The following is a 14,870-nucleotide window of genomic DNA, read 5'->3' on the forward strand; positions in this document are numbered from 1 at the left end:
GCCGAATCCAGGCGGCCACGCCAACCGGCACTACTTCGTTACAAGCCGTGCCAGCGGGGCCTGTTGCAGTGGCACGGGGCAAGGCCGACCGGGTGCGGAGGCGTGCGTCGACGGGCCCGTTGCGGCGGGGTCACCGGACCCGTCATGAGCCGATTCCTCCGTATCCTCCGTATCCGCGGTGTCCGCAGCATCCCCAGGGCCTCCCGGGTCTCCCTCGTCCCCCGCGTCGTTCGCCCCCTCCGTCCGTCCACCGCCCGCGTCGGGTGCGGCCAGCCGGGCCACGCCGCACGGCGACTGCGGTGTGGAGCAGGGCAGTCGCAGCTCCCCGTCCGGGGTCCACAGCCCGGCGCCCGTCAACCAGCCCTCGGGGGCGGGAAGATGCCGCACCCGCCGATCGGCGGGCCGCCACACCCCGACCCAGCTGCCGAACGCGCCGTCCACCCGCAGGGCCACCGCACAGCGCTCCGGGGTCAGCACCTGGCCCGGCTGGATCGCGAACGGCGTCACGACGCAGTCCGGCATGCGCAGGCACTCCGGGAAGCGCACCGGCAGCGTGCTGCCGAGCACGCCCCAGCCGAGCCGCTGCCGCCCCGGCGAGGGGGCGTCCGAGCCGATCAGCACCAGCCCGCTGTCGGGGTCGGCCAGCAGGAGCCGGTCGTCGCTGTCCGCGGCGATCTGCAGCAGCGGCGAGACCTCGCCGCCCCGTTCCAGGTCCACCACGACCGCCTTGGTGCGCCCGCCGGTCTCCTGGTCCACCGCCAGCATCCGGCCCGTGCGGTCCAGCCAGACCCCGCCCGAGCAGCGGCCGGGGATCTCCGCCACCCGCTCCGGTCCGAAGGCGCCGCCCGCGACCTCCCACAGCACCGTCGAACGGGGACCGGCCGCGAGGGCGTACGCCCGCTCGCCGCCCGGGGCCGGCGGCAGCAACCGCGGTCCGGTGGTGTCCGCCGGGCACTCGACCGCGCCGAGCGGCAGCTCGCCGGTGCCGGGCCCGGTCGGGTACAGCAGCGCGAAGACGTGCCGCCCGGCGGCGACGCGGTGGACCAGGACCCGTCCGTCGCCCATCGGCTGCACCTCGGTGCCCGCCTCCTCGGGCTGGTTGCCCGGCAGCGGCACCGCGTACGGCTCGGGGCCGTCCAGGGTCCAGCGCTCCGGGTACCAGGAGTCGCCGTCCTGCCCGCTCCGGGCGAGACGCGCGGCGTAGGCACCCGCCGCGGTGATGCTGCAGCCCGCCCGCGGGGCCCCGCTGTTCCCGGGGTCCGCCGAGGGCTCGATCGCACAGGCCGTCATCGTTCGGTCACCTCCGGCGACGAAGCTAGTTTTCGTACGCACGGGCGGGGGACCGGAGCGGCCCCCATCACACATACGTGTGTCACAGGAACGATTCGCCTGAGGGAAGGGCACGGTGTGTGCTGCGCCGGACCGGCCGGTCGCGGGCGCGGGCGGGGAGTGCGTCCGCGGGTACAACGGCGCAGAACCTCCAGGTAGCCTTGCACGCGTGCCCCGTCTGTCAGAAGTCATCGCCGCGCTGGACGCCCTGTGGCCCGCCGAGCGGGCCGAGTCCTGGGACGCGGTCGGCACCGTCGTGGGCGAGCCCGACCAGGAGGTCACGCGGGTCCTGTTCGCGGTGGACCCCGTCCAGGAGATCGTCGACGAGGCGGTGAAGCTGGGCGCCGACCTGCTCGTCACCCACCACCCGCTGTATCTGCGCGGGACGACGACGGTCGCGGCGTCCACCTTCAAGGGCCGCGTCGTGCACACGCTCATCAAGAACGACATCGCCCTGCACGTCGCCCACACCAACGCCGACACCGCCGACCCGGGCGTCTCCGACGCGCTGGCCGGCGCCCTCGACCTGAACGTCGTACGGCCCCTGGTGCCGGACCCGAGCGACCCCGAGGGGCGCCGCGGCCTGGGCCGGGTGTGCGAGCCGACGCACCCCCTGACGGTCCGCGAGCTGGCCGCCCGTGCCGCCGAGCTGCTGCCCGCCACGGCGCAGGGCATCCGCGTCGCCGGCGACCCGGAGGCGACCGTGCGCACCGTCGCCGTCAGCGGCGGCTCCGGCGACAGCCTCTTCGACCACGTGCGGGCGGCCGGCGTCGACGCCTTCCTCACCGCGGACCTGCGCCACCACCCGGTCTCGGAAGCCCGCGCCCACAGCCCCCTGGCGCTGCTCGACGCGGCGCACTGGGCCACCGAGTGGCCCTGGTGCGAGCTGGGCGCCGCCCAGCTCGACGAGATCTCCGACCGCCACGGCTGGGACCTCCGGGTCCACGTCTCGAAGACGGTCACCGACCCCTGGACCGCCCACGTGGCGTCCGCCCCTACCTCTAGCGCAATGGGAGCCCCCAACTGAAAGCCGCGCCCGCCGACCAGATCCGACTCCTCGACGTCCAGGGCCTCGACACGCGGCTCCAGCAGCTCGCGCACAAGCGCCGGTCCCTGCCCGAGCACGCCGAGATCGAGTCGCTGACCAAGGACCACACCCAGCTGCGCGACCTGCTCGTGGCCGCGCAGACCGAGGAGAGCGACTGCGCCCGCGAGCAGACCAAGGCCGAGCAGGACGTGGACCAGGTGCGCCAGCGCGCCGGCCGCGACCAGCAGCGCCTGGACTCCGGTGCCGTCACCTCCCCGAAGGACCTGGAGAACCTCCAGCGCGAGATCGCCTCCCTCGCCAAGCGCCAGGGCGACCTCGAGGACGTCGTCCTGGAGGTGATGGAGCGCCGCGAGTCCGCGCAGGAGCGGGTCGCCGAGCTGACCGAACGGGTCGGCGCGGTCCAGGGCAAGATCGACGACGCCACCGCGCGCCGGGACGCTGCCGTCGAGGAGCTGGACGCCGAGATCACCTCGGTGACCAAGGAGCGCGAGGTCGTCGCGGGCTCCGTCCCGGACGACCTGCTGACGCTCTACGGCAAGCTGCGCGAGCAGCAGGGCGGCGTCGGCGCGGCCAAGCTGTACCAGCGCAGCTGCCAGGGATGCCGCCAGGAGCTGGCCATCACCGAGCTGAGCGAGATCCGCTCCGCGGCCCCCGACACGGTCGTACGCTGCGAGAACTGCCGACGCATCCTGGTGCGCACGGCCGACTCCGGGCTGTAGGCGGCGGTCCGGTGGCTGACCAGGCGCCCCGCCCCGCGCGGGAGTTCGTCGTCGAGGCCGACGGCGGGTCGCGGGGCAACCCGGGGCCCGCGGGCTACGGCGCGGTGGTCCTCGACCCGGTGACGGGGGAGGCCCTGGTGGAGGCCGCCGAGTACCTCGGCGTCGTCACGAACAACGTGGCCGAGTACCGGGGCCTGCTGGCCGGCCTGCACGCGGCCGCGGAACTGGACCCGGACGCCACGGTGCACGTCCGCATGGACTCCAAGCTCGTCGTCGAGCAGATGTCGGGGCGCTGGAAGATCAAGCACCCCGACATGAAGCCGCTGGCGGCCGAGGCGGCCCGCGTCTTCCCGCCCGGCCGCGTGACGTACGAGTGGATCCCCCGCGCGAGCAACAAGCACGCCGACCGCCTGGCCAACGAGGCGATGGACGCGGGTGCGCGCGGCGAAGCGTGGTCCCCGTCCGACTCGACGGCGGAACTGGACGCGGCCGCCGCCGACCGCGCCGCACCCGCCGGTCGTACGGCCGGATCCCGCCGGACCGGGGCCGCGTCGGCCGTCGCTCCCGCCGGGACCGAAGGCGGCGACGGCGGGGAGCCCGCCCCGGACGGGGGCGGAGCGGCGGCGGGCGAGCCCCTCGCGCGGGCGGGCCGGGACCGCGTCGACGCCGCGTCGCTCGGTGCGGGGACGCGCGCCGCTACCGGTACCGGCGCATCCGCCACCGGCACTTCCGGCGCCGGGGCACCCGCCACCGGTGCTCCCGGTGCCGGCGCATCCGCCACCGGCACTTCCGGTACCGGCGCATCCGCCACCGGCACTTCCGGCGCCGGGGCACCCGCCACCGGTGCTCCCGGTACCGGCGCACCCGCCACCGGTGCTCCCGGCCTCGGTGTCGCCGCCGAGACCTCGGGCGAGGCCGACGTGCGGGCCGCGAAGGTCGTGGCCTCGCCCGGCTGGGGGCCGCCCGACATGGGCGCCCCCGCGACCTTCGTCCTCCTGCGGCACGGGGAGACGCCGCTCACCCCGCAGAAGCGGTTCTCCGGGAGCGGCGGCAGCGATCCGTCCCTGTCGCCCGTCGGCCGGGAACAGGCCGAGAGGGTCGCCGCGAGCCTCGCCCGGCGCGGCACGATCGAGGCGGTCGTCGCCTCGCCCCTGGCCCGCACCCGCGAGACCGCAGGCATCGTCGCCGCCCGCCTGGGCCTGGAGGTGGCCATCGAGGAGGGGCTGCGGGAGACCGACTTCGGCGCGTGGGAGGGGCTCACCTTCGGCGAGGTGCGCGAGCGCCACCCCGCCGACCTGGACGCCTGGCTGGCCTCCCCGGACGCGGAGCCGACCGGCGGCGGCGAGAGCTTCGCGGCCACCGGCACCCGGATCGCCGCCACCCGCGACAGGCTCGTCGCGGCGTACGCGGGCCGCACCGTGCTGCTGGTCTCCCACGTGACGCCGATCAAGACGTTCGTGCGCCTCGCCCTGGGCGCCCCGCCCGAGTCGCTGTTCCGGATGGAACTCTCGGCGGCGTCGCTGTCGGCGGTGGCGTACTACGCGGACGGCGGTGCCAGCGTGCGCCTGTTCAACGAGACGTCCCACCTGCGCTGAGCGCGGCCGCCTCCCGGGCCAGCGCCTCCACGCGCGCCCAGTCCCGCCCGGCGATCGCGTCCTTGGGCAGCATCCAACTGCCCCCCACGCAGCCGACGTTGGGCAGGGCCAGGTACTCCGGCGCGGAGGCCGGGGTGATGCCGCCGGTCGGGCAGAAGCGCGCCTGCGGCAACGGCGCGGCGAGCGCCTTGAGGTAGGCGGTGCCGCCCGCCGCCTCGGCCGGGAAGAACTTCATCTCGCGCACCCCGCGCTCCAGCAGCGCCACCACCTCCGAGGCGGTCGACACCCCCGGCAGGAACGGCACCCCGGACCCGCGCATGGCCTCCACCAGCGTGTCCGTCCACCCCGGGCTGACCAGGAACCGCGCCCCGGCCGCCACGACCTCACCGACCTGTTCCGCCGTGACGACGGTGCCCGCGCCGACCACCGCGTCCGGCACCTCACCGGCGATGGCCCGGATCGCGTCGAGGGCGACCGGCGTCCGCAGCGTCACCTCGATCGCGGGCAGCCCGCCGGCGACGAGCGCCCTGGCGAGCGGCACGGCGTCGGCGAGGTCGTCGACGACCACGACGGGCACGACGGGGGCGAGATCCAGCACCGAAGCGGCGGGGGAGGAGGGCAGCGGAGAACTCATGCCCTCATCGTGCCGCCGAAACGCACTCCCTGCAATCGCCGTTGCAGCAGACGCAACGACTGCGGGCGACGGTTCAGTGGACCTCGTGCACGAGCACGTCCAGCGACCACGGCCGCCCGCCCTTCGCGGGCGCCTCCGCCTCCACCTCGTACCCCAGGTCCCGCAGCGCCTCCACCAGTTCCGCCGGTCCCTCGGGCGCGGTCCCGGTCGCCAGCAGACTCCGGACGATCCGCCCCTTGGTCGCCTTGTTGAAGTGGCTGACCACCTTCCGGGTCGGCGCGTGCAGCACCCGCACGGTCGCCGTCCGCGCGGCGACCTCGCCCTTCGGCTTCCACGGCGCCGCGTACGCCGCCGACCGCAGGTCGAGCACCAGCCCGTCCCCGGCCGCCTCCGGCAGCACCTCGGCCATCGGCGCCCGCCAGTGCGCGCCCAGCGCCCCCAGGCCGGGCAGCTTCACGCCCATCGAGCACCGGTAGGACGGAATCCGGTCGGTCATCCGCACGGCACCCCACAGTCCCGAGAACACCAGCAGCGACCTGGCCGCCCGCCGCTTGGCGGCGGCGTCCAGCGAGGCCAGGTCCAGCGCGTCGTACAGCACACCGGTGTAGATCTCCCCGGCCGGACGCGCACCCGCCGTCAGCAGCTCCGTGTTCTTGGCGACCTCGCCGCGCAGCCCCTCGCTCAGCCCGAGCACCTCGCGCGCCTTCTCCTCGTCACCGGCGCACAGCTCGACCAGCTCGCCGAGGACGGCCTCCCGGGCCGCGGTGAGCCCCGGCAGGGACAGCGACCCGGTCTTCAGCGGGGCGCCCCGGCCGGACGCGGCCTTCCCCTCGGACGGCGGCAGCAGGACAAGCACACGTACTCCTTCACATCGAGCTGACTCCCCAGCCCCCGGTCAGGGTACGGCGTGCCCCTCCCGTGCCAGCTCGACGGCCCGGACGAACGCCCCCGGATCGTCCGCGTGGCACCGCACCACGCGCACCTCGCGCCGGCGCCCGAAGAAGGAGAGGTGGGCGACGGGCTCGGTGAGTTCGACGGTGACGGAGGTCTGGGACCCCACGGCGAGATCGAGCTCCCCGTCCGCAGGGGTGTGCGTCGTGCGCAGCTCGCGCCGGACGGACGCGATCCGCTCCAGCGGTATCCGCACGTCGACGTGGAGGGCCCGGCGGACGCGCAGCGTCCCGGCGGCCGCGTCCAGGACATGCGGCCGGACCACGGACGCGGCGTGCAGCCCGACCACCATCACGACGGTGTACACGTCCAGCACCAGCACCACATGGTGTGCGGCGGGCCAGTCCCGCAGCAGCACGGACATCGTCACCGACTCGACGACGCACACGAACGCGAGCCCGAACATCATCGCGCCCTGCCCCCGCGCGTACCCGAAGGCCGCCCCGCCGGCCGCCGAGTCGTGCGTACGCCGGGCCGCCCACAGCCACAGACTCGCCCACAGCCGCAGCTCGTGCCGGGCGAGCCGGTACGGAAACGCGGCGGGACCGGTGGCTCTCACGACCGCCGTCCCCGGGCGGCGATCTCCATGGCCCGCCGGACCGCCTCCGCCTGGGCCGGCGCGAAGTCGGCGTACAGGGCGCGCAGCAGGCCGTGGCCGGGGTCGAGGTCGAAACCCTCCTCGGGCAGCAGCTCCGCGGGCATGCAGTCGGCGAGTACGCGGGCCGCCTCCGCCACCCGGGGGTCGTCGGCGCCGGCGTCGGCCAGTTCGTCGAGCAGCTCATAGGTACGCCGGGCCCGTGCCGCCGCCTCCGGCGAGCCCAGGGCCCCGCGCATCGCGGCCAGCAGCCCCGCCCGCTCCTCCGGGGCGACGGTGCTCTCCAGCAGCACCAGCATCTCCCGGTCCCGCAGGGCCATCGGCGAGCCGGACACGTCCCCGATCCCGGCGAACAGTTCGGCCAGCTCGGGCGAGACCGGCCCCTCGGGCGGCACCCCGCCCTCCGTCCCCAGCAGCGCGCGCAACCGCGTCCGGCGCTCCCGGATCGCCGCCTCCTGCCGTGCGAGATCCGAGTCCAGCTCCTCCAGCACCTCGGCGAGGTCCTTCCCGGCGTCGTCCGCCAGTACGTCCCGCACCTCCGCCAGGCCGAGCCCCAACTCGGTCAGCCGCCTGATCCTGGCCAGCACGACGACGTGCCGCAACGTGTACGTCCGATACCCGTTGGCCAGCCGCTCCGGCTCGGGCAGCAGGCCCTGATGGTGGTAGTGCCGCACGGTCCGCGTGGTGACGCCGACGGTGTCGGCGAGTTCTCCGATCCGCATGCCCCCAGTAGAAACGTTGACGTTGCGACAGGGTCAAGCGGACGGGCTCCGCGGCCCTGGACACCGCGGGATTCCTCTGATCGTCTGGGAGGAGAGGGGGGTGTGCAGCGATGGCGGGCGCGCGCGAGCAGGCACGGTGGAGCAGGGCCCGGCTGGGACGGGGCGGCCCGCCCCTCGATCTCCTCACCGCCCGCTTCGACCGGCACGTCTACGCCCCGCTCGCCCACGACGAGTACACGGTCGGCGTCACCGTCGGCGGACTCGAGGTCATCGCCTACCGGGGCGGTCACATCCACTCCGGGCCGGGCTCCATCGTCGTCCTGGAACCCGGCGAGGTGCACACCGGCGGCCCCGCTGCCCCCGAGGGCTACTCCTACCGAGCCCTGTACGCCGCCCCGAACCTCCTCACCGACGGCACCCGGACGGACACGGTCCTCCCGCACTTCCGCGAGCCCGTCCTCGACGATCCCGAACTCGCCGCCGCCCTGCGCGCCGCACACACGGACCTGGCCCGCTGCCCCGACCCGCTGGAGGCGGAGTCCCGTCTGCCCTGGCTGCTCACGGCGCTGGCCCGCCGCCACTCCACGGCCCGCGCGGCCGACGACACGGTCCCCGGCGCCGGCCGTGTCGCCCGCGTCGTACGCGACCGGCTCGCCGACGAACTCCTCGCCCCGCCGTCCCTGGCGGCCCTCGCCGCCGACCTCGGCCTGTCCCGCTACCAACTCCTGCGGGCCTTCCGCACGTCGACGGGGATGCCGCCGTACGCCTGGCTCGCCCAGCACCGGGTGGCCAGGGCGCGCGGGCTCCTGGACGCGGGTCTGCGCCCCGCCGAGGTGGCGGCGCTGGTGGGCTTCGCCGACCAGGCGCACCTGACCCGCTGGTTCCGGCGGGTCCTCGGGGTGACCCCGGCCGCGTACCGCAACAGCGTTCAAGACCGCACCGGGTGAGGCGGCCGAGACTCGCCGCATGACTGCACGCGGCTGGTTCCTGTTCTCCCTGATGGGAGTGGTCTGGGGCGTCCCCTACCTGATGATCAAGGTGGCGGTGGACGAGGTGTCCCCGTCCGGGGTGGTGTTCGCGCGGTGCGCGCTCGGCGCGGCCCTCCTGCTGCCCTTCGCCCTGCGCAAGGGAGACCTCCTCGGGACCGTACGGCGCCGGTGGAAGCCGATGCTGGCCTTCGCCGTGATCGAGATCATCGGCCCCTGGTGGACCCTGACGGACGCCGAACGGCACCTGTCCAGCTCCACCGCAGGGCTGCTGATCGCGGGCGTGCCGATCGTCGCCGTCCTCCTGGCCCGCTTCTTCGGCGCCGAGGAACGGGTCGGCGCCCGCCGGATCACCGGCCTCGGCCTCGGCCTCGCGGGCGTCGCCGTCCTCACCGTCCCGCACCTCACCGGCGGCGACGCCCGCTCGCTGGCCGAGGTGCTGGTGACGGTCGTCGGCTACGCCACCGCCCCCCTGATCGCCGCCCGCCACCTCAAGGACGTCCCCACCCTCCAGCTCATCACCCCCTGCCTCACCCTGGCCGCCGTCGTCTACGCCCCCGCCGCCTTCCTGACCCGGCCCGCCACCCTCCCCTCGGGCGAGGCCCTGGCAGCCCTGGCCGGTCTCGGCCTCGTCTGCACCGCGATCGCCTTCGTGGCCTTCCTGGAGTTGATCAAGGAGGTCGGCCCGACCCGGGCCGGCGTCATCACCTACGTCAACCCGGCGGTCGCCGTCGCCGCGGGCGCCCTCCTCCTGGACGAGGAGCTGACCCTCGGCATCGGCGTCGCCTTCACCCTGATCCTGGCCGGCTCGGTCCTCGCGACGGCGGCGGCCGGTCCGGGGCGGGAGGCTCGCCGGGTACCATGGTCGACACGGCAGACGAGCCGGGCGGGCGGCCGCGTGGAGTCCCTCACGGGACTTCCCGAGGAACGTCCGGGCTCCACAGGGCAGGGTGATGGCTAACGGCCACCCGGGGTGACCCGCGGGACAGTGCCACAGAAAGCAGACCGCCGGAGGCTTCGGCCCCCGGTAAGGGTGAAACGGTGGTGTAAGAGACCACCAGTGCCCAGGGCGACCTGGGCAGCTAGGTAAACCCCACCCGGAGCAAGGTCAAGAAGGAAGCACCCCGGTGCTTCTGCGCGGACGTTCGAGGGCTGCCCGCCCGAGTCCGCGGGTAGACCGCTGGAGGCCGGTGGCAACGCCGGTCCTAGATGGATGGCCGTCGCCGACGGGACCGCGAGGCCCCGTCGGAACAGAACCCGGCGTACAGCCCGACTCGTCTGCCGCCCCCCCGCGGCGTTGCCCTGTGATCAGGTGGAAGAGGCCCCCCAGCAGCGTCCGTAGGTCAGCTGCATGATGTCGCGGACCCGTATGCGGCCGCCGCGAAGAAGAGCCAGAGGATGCGGGTCCGCGCTGCGGCTATCCAGAGACCGTGGCTTCGAAATTTTCGGAAGTGCTGCCTCTTCTTTCCGGCAGGCACGGTGAGTGGATTCCGGGTTCCGCGTGTCGACGCGGATTGAGTGGTGCGTGATCTGCAATTTCCTTTCCCGGGCGGCATCCTCTGGAACGTCGAAGGTTTCGAAACTTCTACCGAAACTGTTGACGCTTGATGGGTGCAGGTCAACACTGTCGCCGTTGTCCGAACCCGCAGGAGAGGAACACCCCCCATGAACCTGCTCGTCCAGCCGAGGCGTCGCAGACGCGGTCCGGTCACCTTGCTCGTCAGGAGCGCGTGGGCCGTCGCGCTGGCGGCGCTCGCCGCGCTGATGCTGCCGGGCACCGCCCAGGCCGACACGGTCGTCACGACCAACCAGGAGGGCACCAACAACGGCTACTACTACTCGTTCTGGACCGACAGCCAGGGCACCGTCTCCATGAACATGGGCTCCGGCGGTCAGTACAGCACCTCGTGGCGCAACACCGGCAACTTCGTCGCGGGCAAGGGCTGGGCCAACGGCGGCCGCCGGACCGTGCAGTACTCGGGCAGCTTCAACCCCTCCGGCAACGCGTACCTGGCGCTCTACGGATGGACGTCGAACCCGCTCGTCGAGTACTACATCGTCGACAACTGGGGCACCTACCGGCCCACGGGCGAGTACAAGGGCACCGTCACCAGCGACGGCGGCACCTACGACATCTACAAGACGACCCGCGTCAACAAGCCCTCCGTCGAGGGGACCCGCACCTTCGACCAGTACTGGAGCGTCCGGCAGGCGAAGCGGACCGGCGGCACCATCACGACCGGCAACCACTTCGACGCGTGGGCCCGGGCCGGGATGCCGCTCGGCAACTTCAGCTACTACATGATCATGGCCACCGAGGGCTACCAGAGCAGCGGCAGCTCCAGCATCAACGTCGGCGGGACCGGCGGCGGCGACAACGGCGGCGGCGACAACGGGAGCGGTGGCGGCGGGTGCACCGCCACGGTGTCCGCCGGGCAGAAGTGGGGCGACCGGTACAACCTCGACGTCTCCGTCAGCGGCGCCAGCGACTGGACGGTGACGATGAACGTGCCGTCCCCGGCGAAGGTCCTGTCGACCTGGAACGTCAACGCCAGCTATCCCAGTGCGCAGACGCTGACCGCCAGGTCGAACGGCAGCGGCAACAACTGGGGCGCCACCATCCAGGCCAACGGCAACTGGACCTGGCCCAGCGTGTCCTGCAGCGCGGGCTGACCCACCAGAGCGGAGAGGAGGAACCACGTATGCGCACCAGACCACGTCCCTCGTCGCGTCCCCTGCACAGCCTGGTCGCCGGCGTCGCCGTCACCGCGCTCGCCGCCGCGGGCACGGTGGCGGCCGGCGCCGCCCCGGCCCAGGCCGCGGCCTGCAACGGTTACGTCGGGCTCACCTTCGACGACGGCCCCTCCGGCAGCACCCAGTCCCTGCTCAACGCGCTCAGGCAGAACGGGCTGCGGGCCACCATGTTCAACCAGGGGCAGAACGCCGCCCAGAACCCGTCCCTGGTCCGGGCCCAGGTCGACGCCGGCATGTGGGTCGCCAACCACAGCTACACCCACCCGCACATGACCCAGCTCGGCCAGGCCCAGATGGACTCGGAGATCTCCCGGACCCAGCAGGCCATCGCGGGCGCCGGCGGCGGGACGCCCAAGCTGTTCCGGCCGCCGTACGGCGAGACCAACGCGACGCTCCGGTCGATCGAGGCCAAGTACGGGCTGACCGAGGTGATCTGGGACGTCGACTCGCAGGACTGGAACAACGCCAGTACCGACGCGATCGTGCAGGCCGTCTCACGGCTCGGCAACGGCCAGGTCATCCTCATGCACGACTGGCCCGCCAACACGCTCGCGGCCATCCCGCGCATCGCGCAGACCCTGGCGGGCAAGGGGCTGTGCTCCGGCATGATCTCGCCGCAGACCGGCCGCGCGGTCGCTCCCGACGGCAGTGGCGGCGGGGGAGACGGCGGCGGGGGAGGCGGTGGTGCCTGCACCGCGACGCTGTCCGCCGGGCAGCGGTGGGGGGACCGGTACAACCTCAACGTCTCCGTCAGCGGTGCCAGTGACTGGACGGTGACGATGAACGTGCCGTCCCCGGCGAAGGTCCTGTCGACCTGGAACGTCAACGCCAGTTATCCCAGTGCGCAGACGCTGACCGCCAGGTCGAACGGCAGCGGCAACAACTGGGGCGCCACCATCCAGGCCAACGGCAACTGGACCTGGCCCAGCGTGTCCTGTACTGCGGGCTGACCGAGCCCGGACCCCTCGGGTCCGTACCCGTGGACGAGGCCCACGGGTACGGACCTTCGGTCACTCACTCACCCAGCGACCGCCCCGCCACCCGCGCCAGATGCCGCCCGAACACCTCGCGCGCCTCGGGCGTCAGCGTCCGCAGGGCCACCATCGCCGTGATCACGACGTCGCACAGCTCCGCCTCCACGTCGTCCCAGGTGTGCGTGACACCCTTCCTCGGGTTCTGGCCGGTCGCGCCGATCACCGCCTCGGCGACCTCGCCGACCTCCTCCGACAGCTTCAGCATGCGCAGCAGCAGGCCCTCCCTGCCGCCGACGGGCTGGTCCGCCTCCAGCCACTTCCACAGGGCGTCGACGGTGTTCCAGAGGTCGTCGGCCCGCGCGCCGTCCGGGTTGTCGCTCATGTGGAGCAGCGTGCCACGTTCCCGCGGGCGTCAGTCGAAGAGTGTCTCCTGCCGCCCCTCGGCCGCCCTGCGCAGCCGCCTGTTCCGCGCCCCCACGACCGCCGTCGCGGCCGCCGCCGTCACCGCGAAGGCGGCCGGGACCATCCAGTTCCGGTTGACCGCGTGGCCGAGGGCGTGGTCGAGGGAGAGCCGGCCGGGGCCCGAGACCGCGAGTCCCGCCGCCGTCAGGCCGAGGGAGACGGCGTACTCGTAGCCGCCCGCCTGGGCGAAGAAGCCGTTGGGGGCGTGCACCGCGGCGGCGCCCGCCATCGCGCCGACCGCGGCCGCACCCGCCGCCGGAGTGGCCAGCCCCAGCGCCAGCAGCGTCCCGCCGCCCGCCTCCGCGAGACCCGCCGCGGTGGCGCTGGCCCGGCCCGGCGCGTAGCCCATGGCCTCCATGGCCCGACCGGTCTCCCCGAGGCCGCCGCCGCCGAACCAGCCGAGCAGCTTCTGCGTGCCGTGCGCGGCCAGCACCCCGCCGGTTCCCAGGCGGAGCAGCAGCAGTCCGAGATCCCGCCGGTCACAGCACTTCACGTCGACTCCCTCGCGGACGGTGGCGGCTCATCTGCCCACCGTCGCCCGTGCGCGGCGTCCGGGCCCGTCGCCGGGCGCCGTTCGGGTGGTGGCGGGCGACGGCGGGCGGGACGCCCGGTGGCGGGGACGTGGAGCCGGTGTGACGCTGCCGCCATGACCATTCAGACCACGCGACTCAGCGACCCGGCCGTCCGCGCCTTCGTCGCCGCCGTCAACGCCCACGACCGCGAGGCTTTCCGCGCGCTGCTCGCGCCGGGCGCCACCATGGCCGACGACGGGGACGACCGGAACCTCGACCAGTGGATCGACCAGGAGATCTTCTCCTCCAACGGCCACATGGAGGTCGACAACGAGTCGAACGGCGGTCGCGCCCTCATCGCCCGCTACCGCAACGACACCTGGGGCGAGATGCGCACCCGGTGGGACTTCACCGTCGACGAGGACGGGCGGATCGCCCGCTTCGAGACCGGGCAGGCGTAGCCGGGAAACGGTGCGGCAGCCGTTCCGCCCACCGGTGCGACCGGTGTGGCGGAACGGCTGCCGCCTCCCCCCTCGGTATGGCATGTGGGGCGTTGTGGATGTCCAACGCCTCATATGTGAAAGTCTGGTGAAGGAGATTTGAGCATACGTCCGCCACCGGCCGCAATACGGCGGACCTTGAAATTCCGATTGTATGAATCGATGTATGAATCGATGTGTGTGTCCGCGTGTGTGTTCGCGGCCCGCGCTCAGCCGCGCCCCACGTACGGCATCGCCGTCGCCATGACCGTCGCGAACTGCACGTTGGCCTCCAGGGGCAGCTCAGCCATGTGCCGCACCGTGCGCGCCACGTCGGCGACGTCCATCACGGGCTCGGGTGCCGTCTCCCCGTTGGCCTGGAGCGCGCCGGTCTGCATCCCGGCCGTCATCTCGGTCGCCGCGTTGCCGATGTCGATCTGGCCGACCGCGATGCCGTAGGGGCGGCCGTCCAGCGACAGTGACTTGGTCAGACCCGTCAGCGCGTGCTTGGTCGCGGTGTACGCCACCGAGTGCGGACGCGGCGTGTGCGCCGAGATCGAGCCGTTGTTGATGATCCGGCCGCCTCGCGGGTCCTGCTCCTTCATCTGCCGGTACGCCGCCTGCGCGCACAGGAACGCCCCGTTGAGGTTGGTGTCCACCACGTGCCGCCAGGCCTCGTAAGGAAGGTCCTCGACCGGCAAGCCGCCGGGACCGAACGTCCCCGCGTTGTTGAACAGCAGGTCCAGTCGCCCGAACCGGTCGCGCACCGCGCCGAACAGAGCCGCCACGTCCTCCGGGCGCGACACGTCGGCGCGGACGGTGAGCGCCGTGCCGCCGCCCGCCGGTGCCGCCGCGGCCGTCTCGGCCAGGGGCTCGGGGCGACGGCCGGCCAGGGCGACCGACCAGCCGGCGGTGAGCAGTTCGACGGCGACCGCCCGGCCGATGCCGGATCCGGCACCCGTGACGACGGCGACCTTCCGCGCGCCGGCGCTTTCCTCGTCGGTGGTTCTCACGGTGTTCATGACTCGGCAGCGTACGGGTCGCGGAACATCCGGAACTCATCCGTCCGACACGCGATCGCCATGTCCGTGCCAAACCGGGGTCGTTCCC

Annotated in this window: 15 protein-coding genes, 1 other RNA gene and 1 pseudogene; 9 read left to right on the top strand and 8 right to left on the bottom strand. The window is 73.6% G+C overall.

The window, feature by feature from the left end:
• Positions 1 to 30 precede the first annotated feature (30 nt).
• Complete coding sequence (locus R2E43_RS26785) at positions 31 to 1,290, bottom strand: hypothetical protein (protein ID WP_003976511.1); 1,260 nt, start codon at positions 1,288 to 1,290, stop codon at positions 31 to 33.
• Positions 1,291 to 1,498: 208 nt separating this feature from the next.
• Here R2E43_RS26785 and R2E43_RS26790 point away from each other — a divergent pair, with 208 nt between their 5' ends.
• From R2E43_RS26790 to R2E43_RS26800, 3 genes are read left to right on the top strand one after another with little or no spacing between them, the layout of a single operon-like run.
• Positions 1,499 to 2,356, top strand: coding sequence for a Nif3-like dinuclear metal center hexameric protein (locus R2E43_RS26790; RefSeq protein WP_191849127.1), 858 nt, complete (start codon positions 1,499 to 1,501; stop codon positions 2,354 to 2,356).
• A complete protein-coding gene (locus tag R2E43_RS26795; RefSeq protein ID WP_003976513.1) occupies positions 2,353 to 3,096 on the top strand; it encodes a zinc ribbon domain-containing protein in 744 nt (247 codons plus the stop codon). Before R2E43_RS26790 ends, R2E43_RS26795 begins: the two co-directional genes overlap by 4 nt.
• Before the next feature lie 11 nt (positions 3,097 to 3,107).
• On the top strand, positions 3,108 to 4,691 hold the full coding sequence (locus tag R2E43_RS26800; RefSeq protein WP_332056641.1) for a bifunctional RNase H/acid phosphatase: 1,584 nt from the start codon (positions 3,108 to 3,110) through the stop codon (positions 4,689 to 4,691).
• Here the strand turns inward: R2E43_RS26800 and eda are convergent.
• The 4 genes from eda to R2E43_RS26820 form a co-directional block, all read right to left on the bottom strand.
• Positions 4,666 to 5,325, bottom strand: coding sequence for a bifunctional 4-hydroxy-2-oxoglutarate aldolase/2-dehydro-3-deoxy-phosphogluconate aldolase (gene eda / locus R2E43_RS26805; RefSeq protein WP_011028260.1), 660 nt, complete (start codon positions 5,323 to 5,325; stop codon positions 4,666 to 4,668). The two genes, R2E43_RS26800 and eda, sit on opposite strands and share 26 nt — an antisense overlap.
• Positions 5,326 to 5,398: 73 nt before the next feature.
• Positions 5,399 to 6,181: a peroxide stress protein YaaA gene (gene yaaA, locus R2E43_RS26810; RefSeq protein ID WP_093456049.1), complete on the bottom strand. Its 783-nt coding sequence runs from the start codon at positions 6,179 to 6,181 to the stop codon at positions 5,399 to 5,401.
• 39 nt (positions 6,182 to 6,220) lie between these two features.
• Positions 6,221 to 6,835, bottom strand: a complete 615-nt coding sequence (locus tag R2E43_RS26815; RefSeq protein WP_093456048.1) for a hypothetical protein — start codon at positions 6,833 to 6,835, stop codon at positions 6,221 to 6,223.
• A complete protein-coding gene (locus R2E43_RS26820) occupies positions 6,832 to 7,593 on the bottom strand; it encodes a MerR family transcriptional regulator (RefSeq protein ID WP_011028258.1) in 762 nt (253 codons plus the stop codon). Before R2E43_RS26820 ends, R2E43_RS26815 begins: the two co-directional genes overlap by 4 nt.
• A gap of 110 nt (positions 7,594 to 7,703) precedes the next feature.
• On the opposite strand from R2E43_RS26820, the gene R2E43_RS26825 reads away from it, so the two are divergent.
• The 5 genes and pseudogenes from R2E43_RS26825 to R2E43_RS26840 all read left to right on the top strand — a co-directional run bounded on the left by R2E43_RS26825 (position 7,704) and on the right by R2E43_RS26840 (position 12,283).
• Positions 7,704 to 8,540 carry an AraC family transcriptional regulator gene (locus R2E43_RS26825; protein ID WP_332056642.1) on the top strand — a complete coding sequence of 279 codons (837 nt, stop codon included), beginning with the start codon at positions 7,704 to 7,706 and terminating at the stop codon, positions 8,538 to 8,540.
• Between the two features lie 82 nt (positions 8,541 to 8,622).
• Positions 8,623 to 9,387: pseudogene (locus R2E43_RS39030) on the top strand (DMT family transporter); the annotation flags it as partial.
• Positions 9,388 to 9,457: 70 nt separating this feature from the next.
• Positions 9,458 to 9,860: RNase P RNA component class A (gene rnpB / locus R2E43_RS26830), an RNA gene on the top strand.
• Between the two features lie 384 nt (positions 9,861 to 10,244).
• Entirely contained in the window at positions 10,245 to 11,252 is a 1,008-nt protein-coding gene (locus R2E43_RS26835) for a glycoside hydrolase family 11 protein (protein ID WP_093455967.1), read from the top strand.
• Between the two features lie 29 nt (positions 11,253 to 11,281).
• Complete coding sequence (locus R2E43_RS26840; protein ID WP_093455966.1) at positions 11,282 to 12,283, top strand: polysaccharide deacetylase family protein; 1,002 nt, start codon at positions 11,282 to 11,284, stop codon at positions 12,281 to 12,283.
• Positions 12,284 to 12,347: 64 nt separating this feature from the next.
• Here the strand turns inward: R2E43_RS26840 and R2E43_RS26845 are convergent, their stop codons facing one another.
• Positions 12,348 to 12,689, bottom strand: coding sequence for a MazG-like family protein (locus tag R2E43_RS26845; protein ID WP_011028253.1), 342 nt, complete (start codon positions 12,687 to 12,689; stop codon positions 12,348 to 12,350).
• Positions 12,690 to 12,719: 30 nt separating this feature from the next.
• Positions 12,720 to 13,262 carry a DoxX family protein gene (locus tag R2E43_RS26850; RefSeq protein WP_003976524.1) on the bottom strand — a complete coding sequence of 181 codons (543 nt, stop codon included), beginning with the start codon at positions 13,260 to 13,262 and terminating at the stop codon, positions 12,720 to 12,722.
• A 153-nt stretch (positions 13,263 to 13,415) separates the two neighbouring features.
• Here R2E43_RS26850 and R2E43_RS26855 point away from each other — a divergent pair, with 153 nt between their 5' ends.
• Positions 13,416 to 13,742, top strand: coding sequence for a hypothetical protein (locus tag R2E43_RS26855; protein WP_003976525.1), 327 nt, complete (start codon positions 13,416 to 13,418; stop codon positions 13,740 to 13,742).
• A 248-nt stretch (positions 13,743 to 13,990) separates the two neighbouring features.
• On the opposite strand, the gene R2E43_RS26860 is transcribed toward R2E43_RS26855, so the two are convergent.
• The gene (locus R2E43_RS26860) at positions 13,991 to 14,782 is read right to left on the bottom strand and encodes an SDR family oxidoreductase (protein WP_030871493.1); all 792 of its coding nucleotides are present in this window, start codon (positions 14,780 to 14,782) and stop codon (positions 13,991 to 13,993) included.
• Between the last annotated feature and the right edge of the window lie 88 nt (positions 14,783 to 14,870).

It is taken from the genome of Streptomyces violaceoruber (assembly GCF_033406955.1).
GTDB lineage: Bacteria > Actinomycetota > Actinomycetes > Streptomycetales > Streptomycetaceae > Streptomyces > Streptomyces violaceoruber.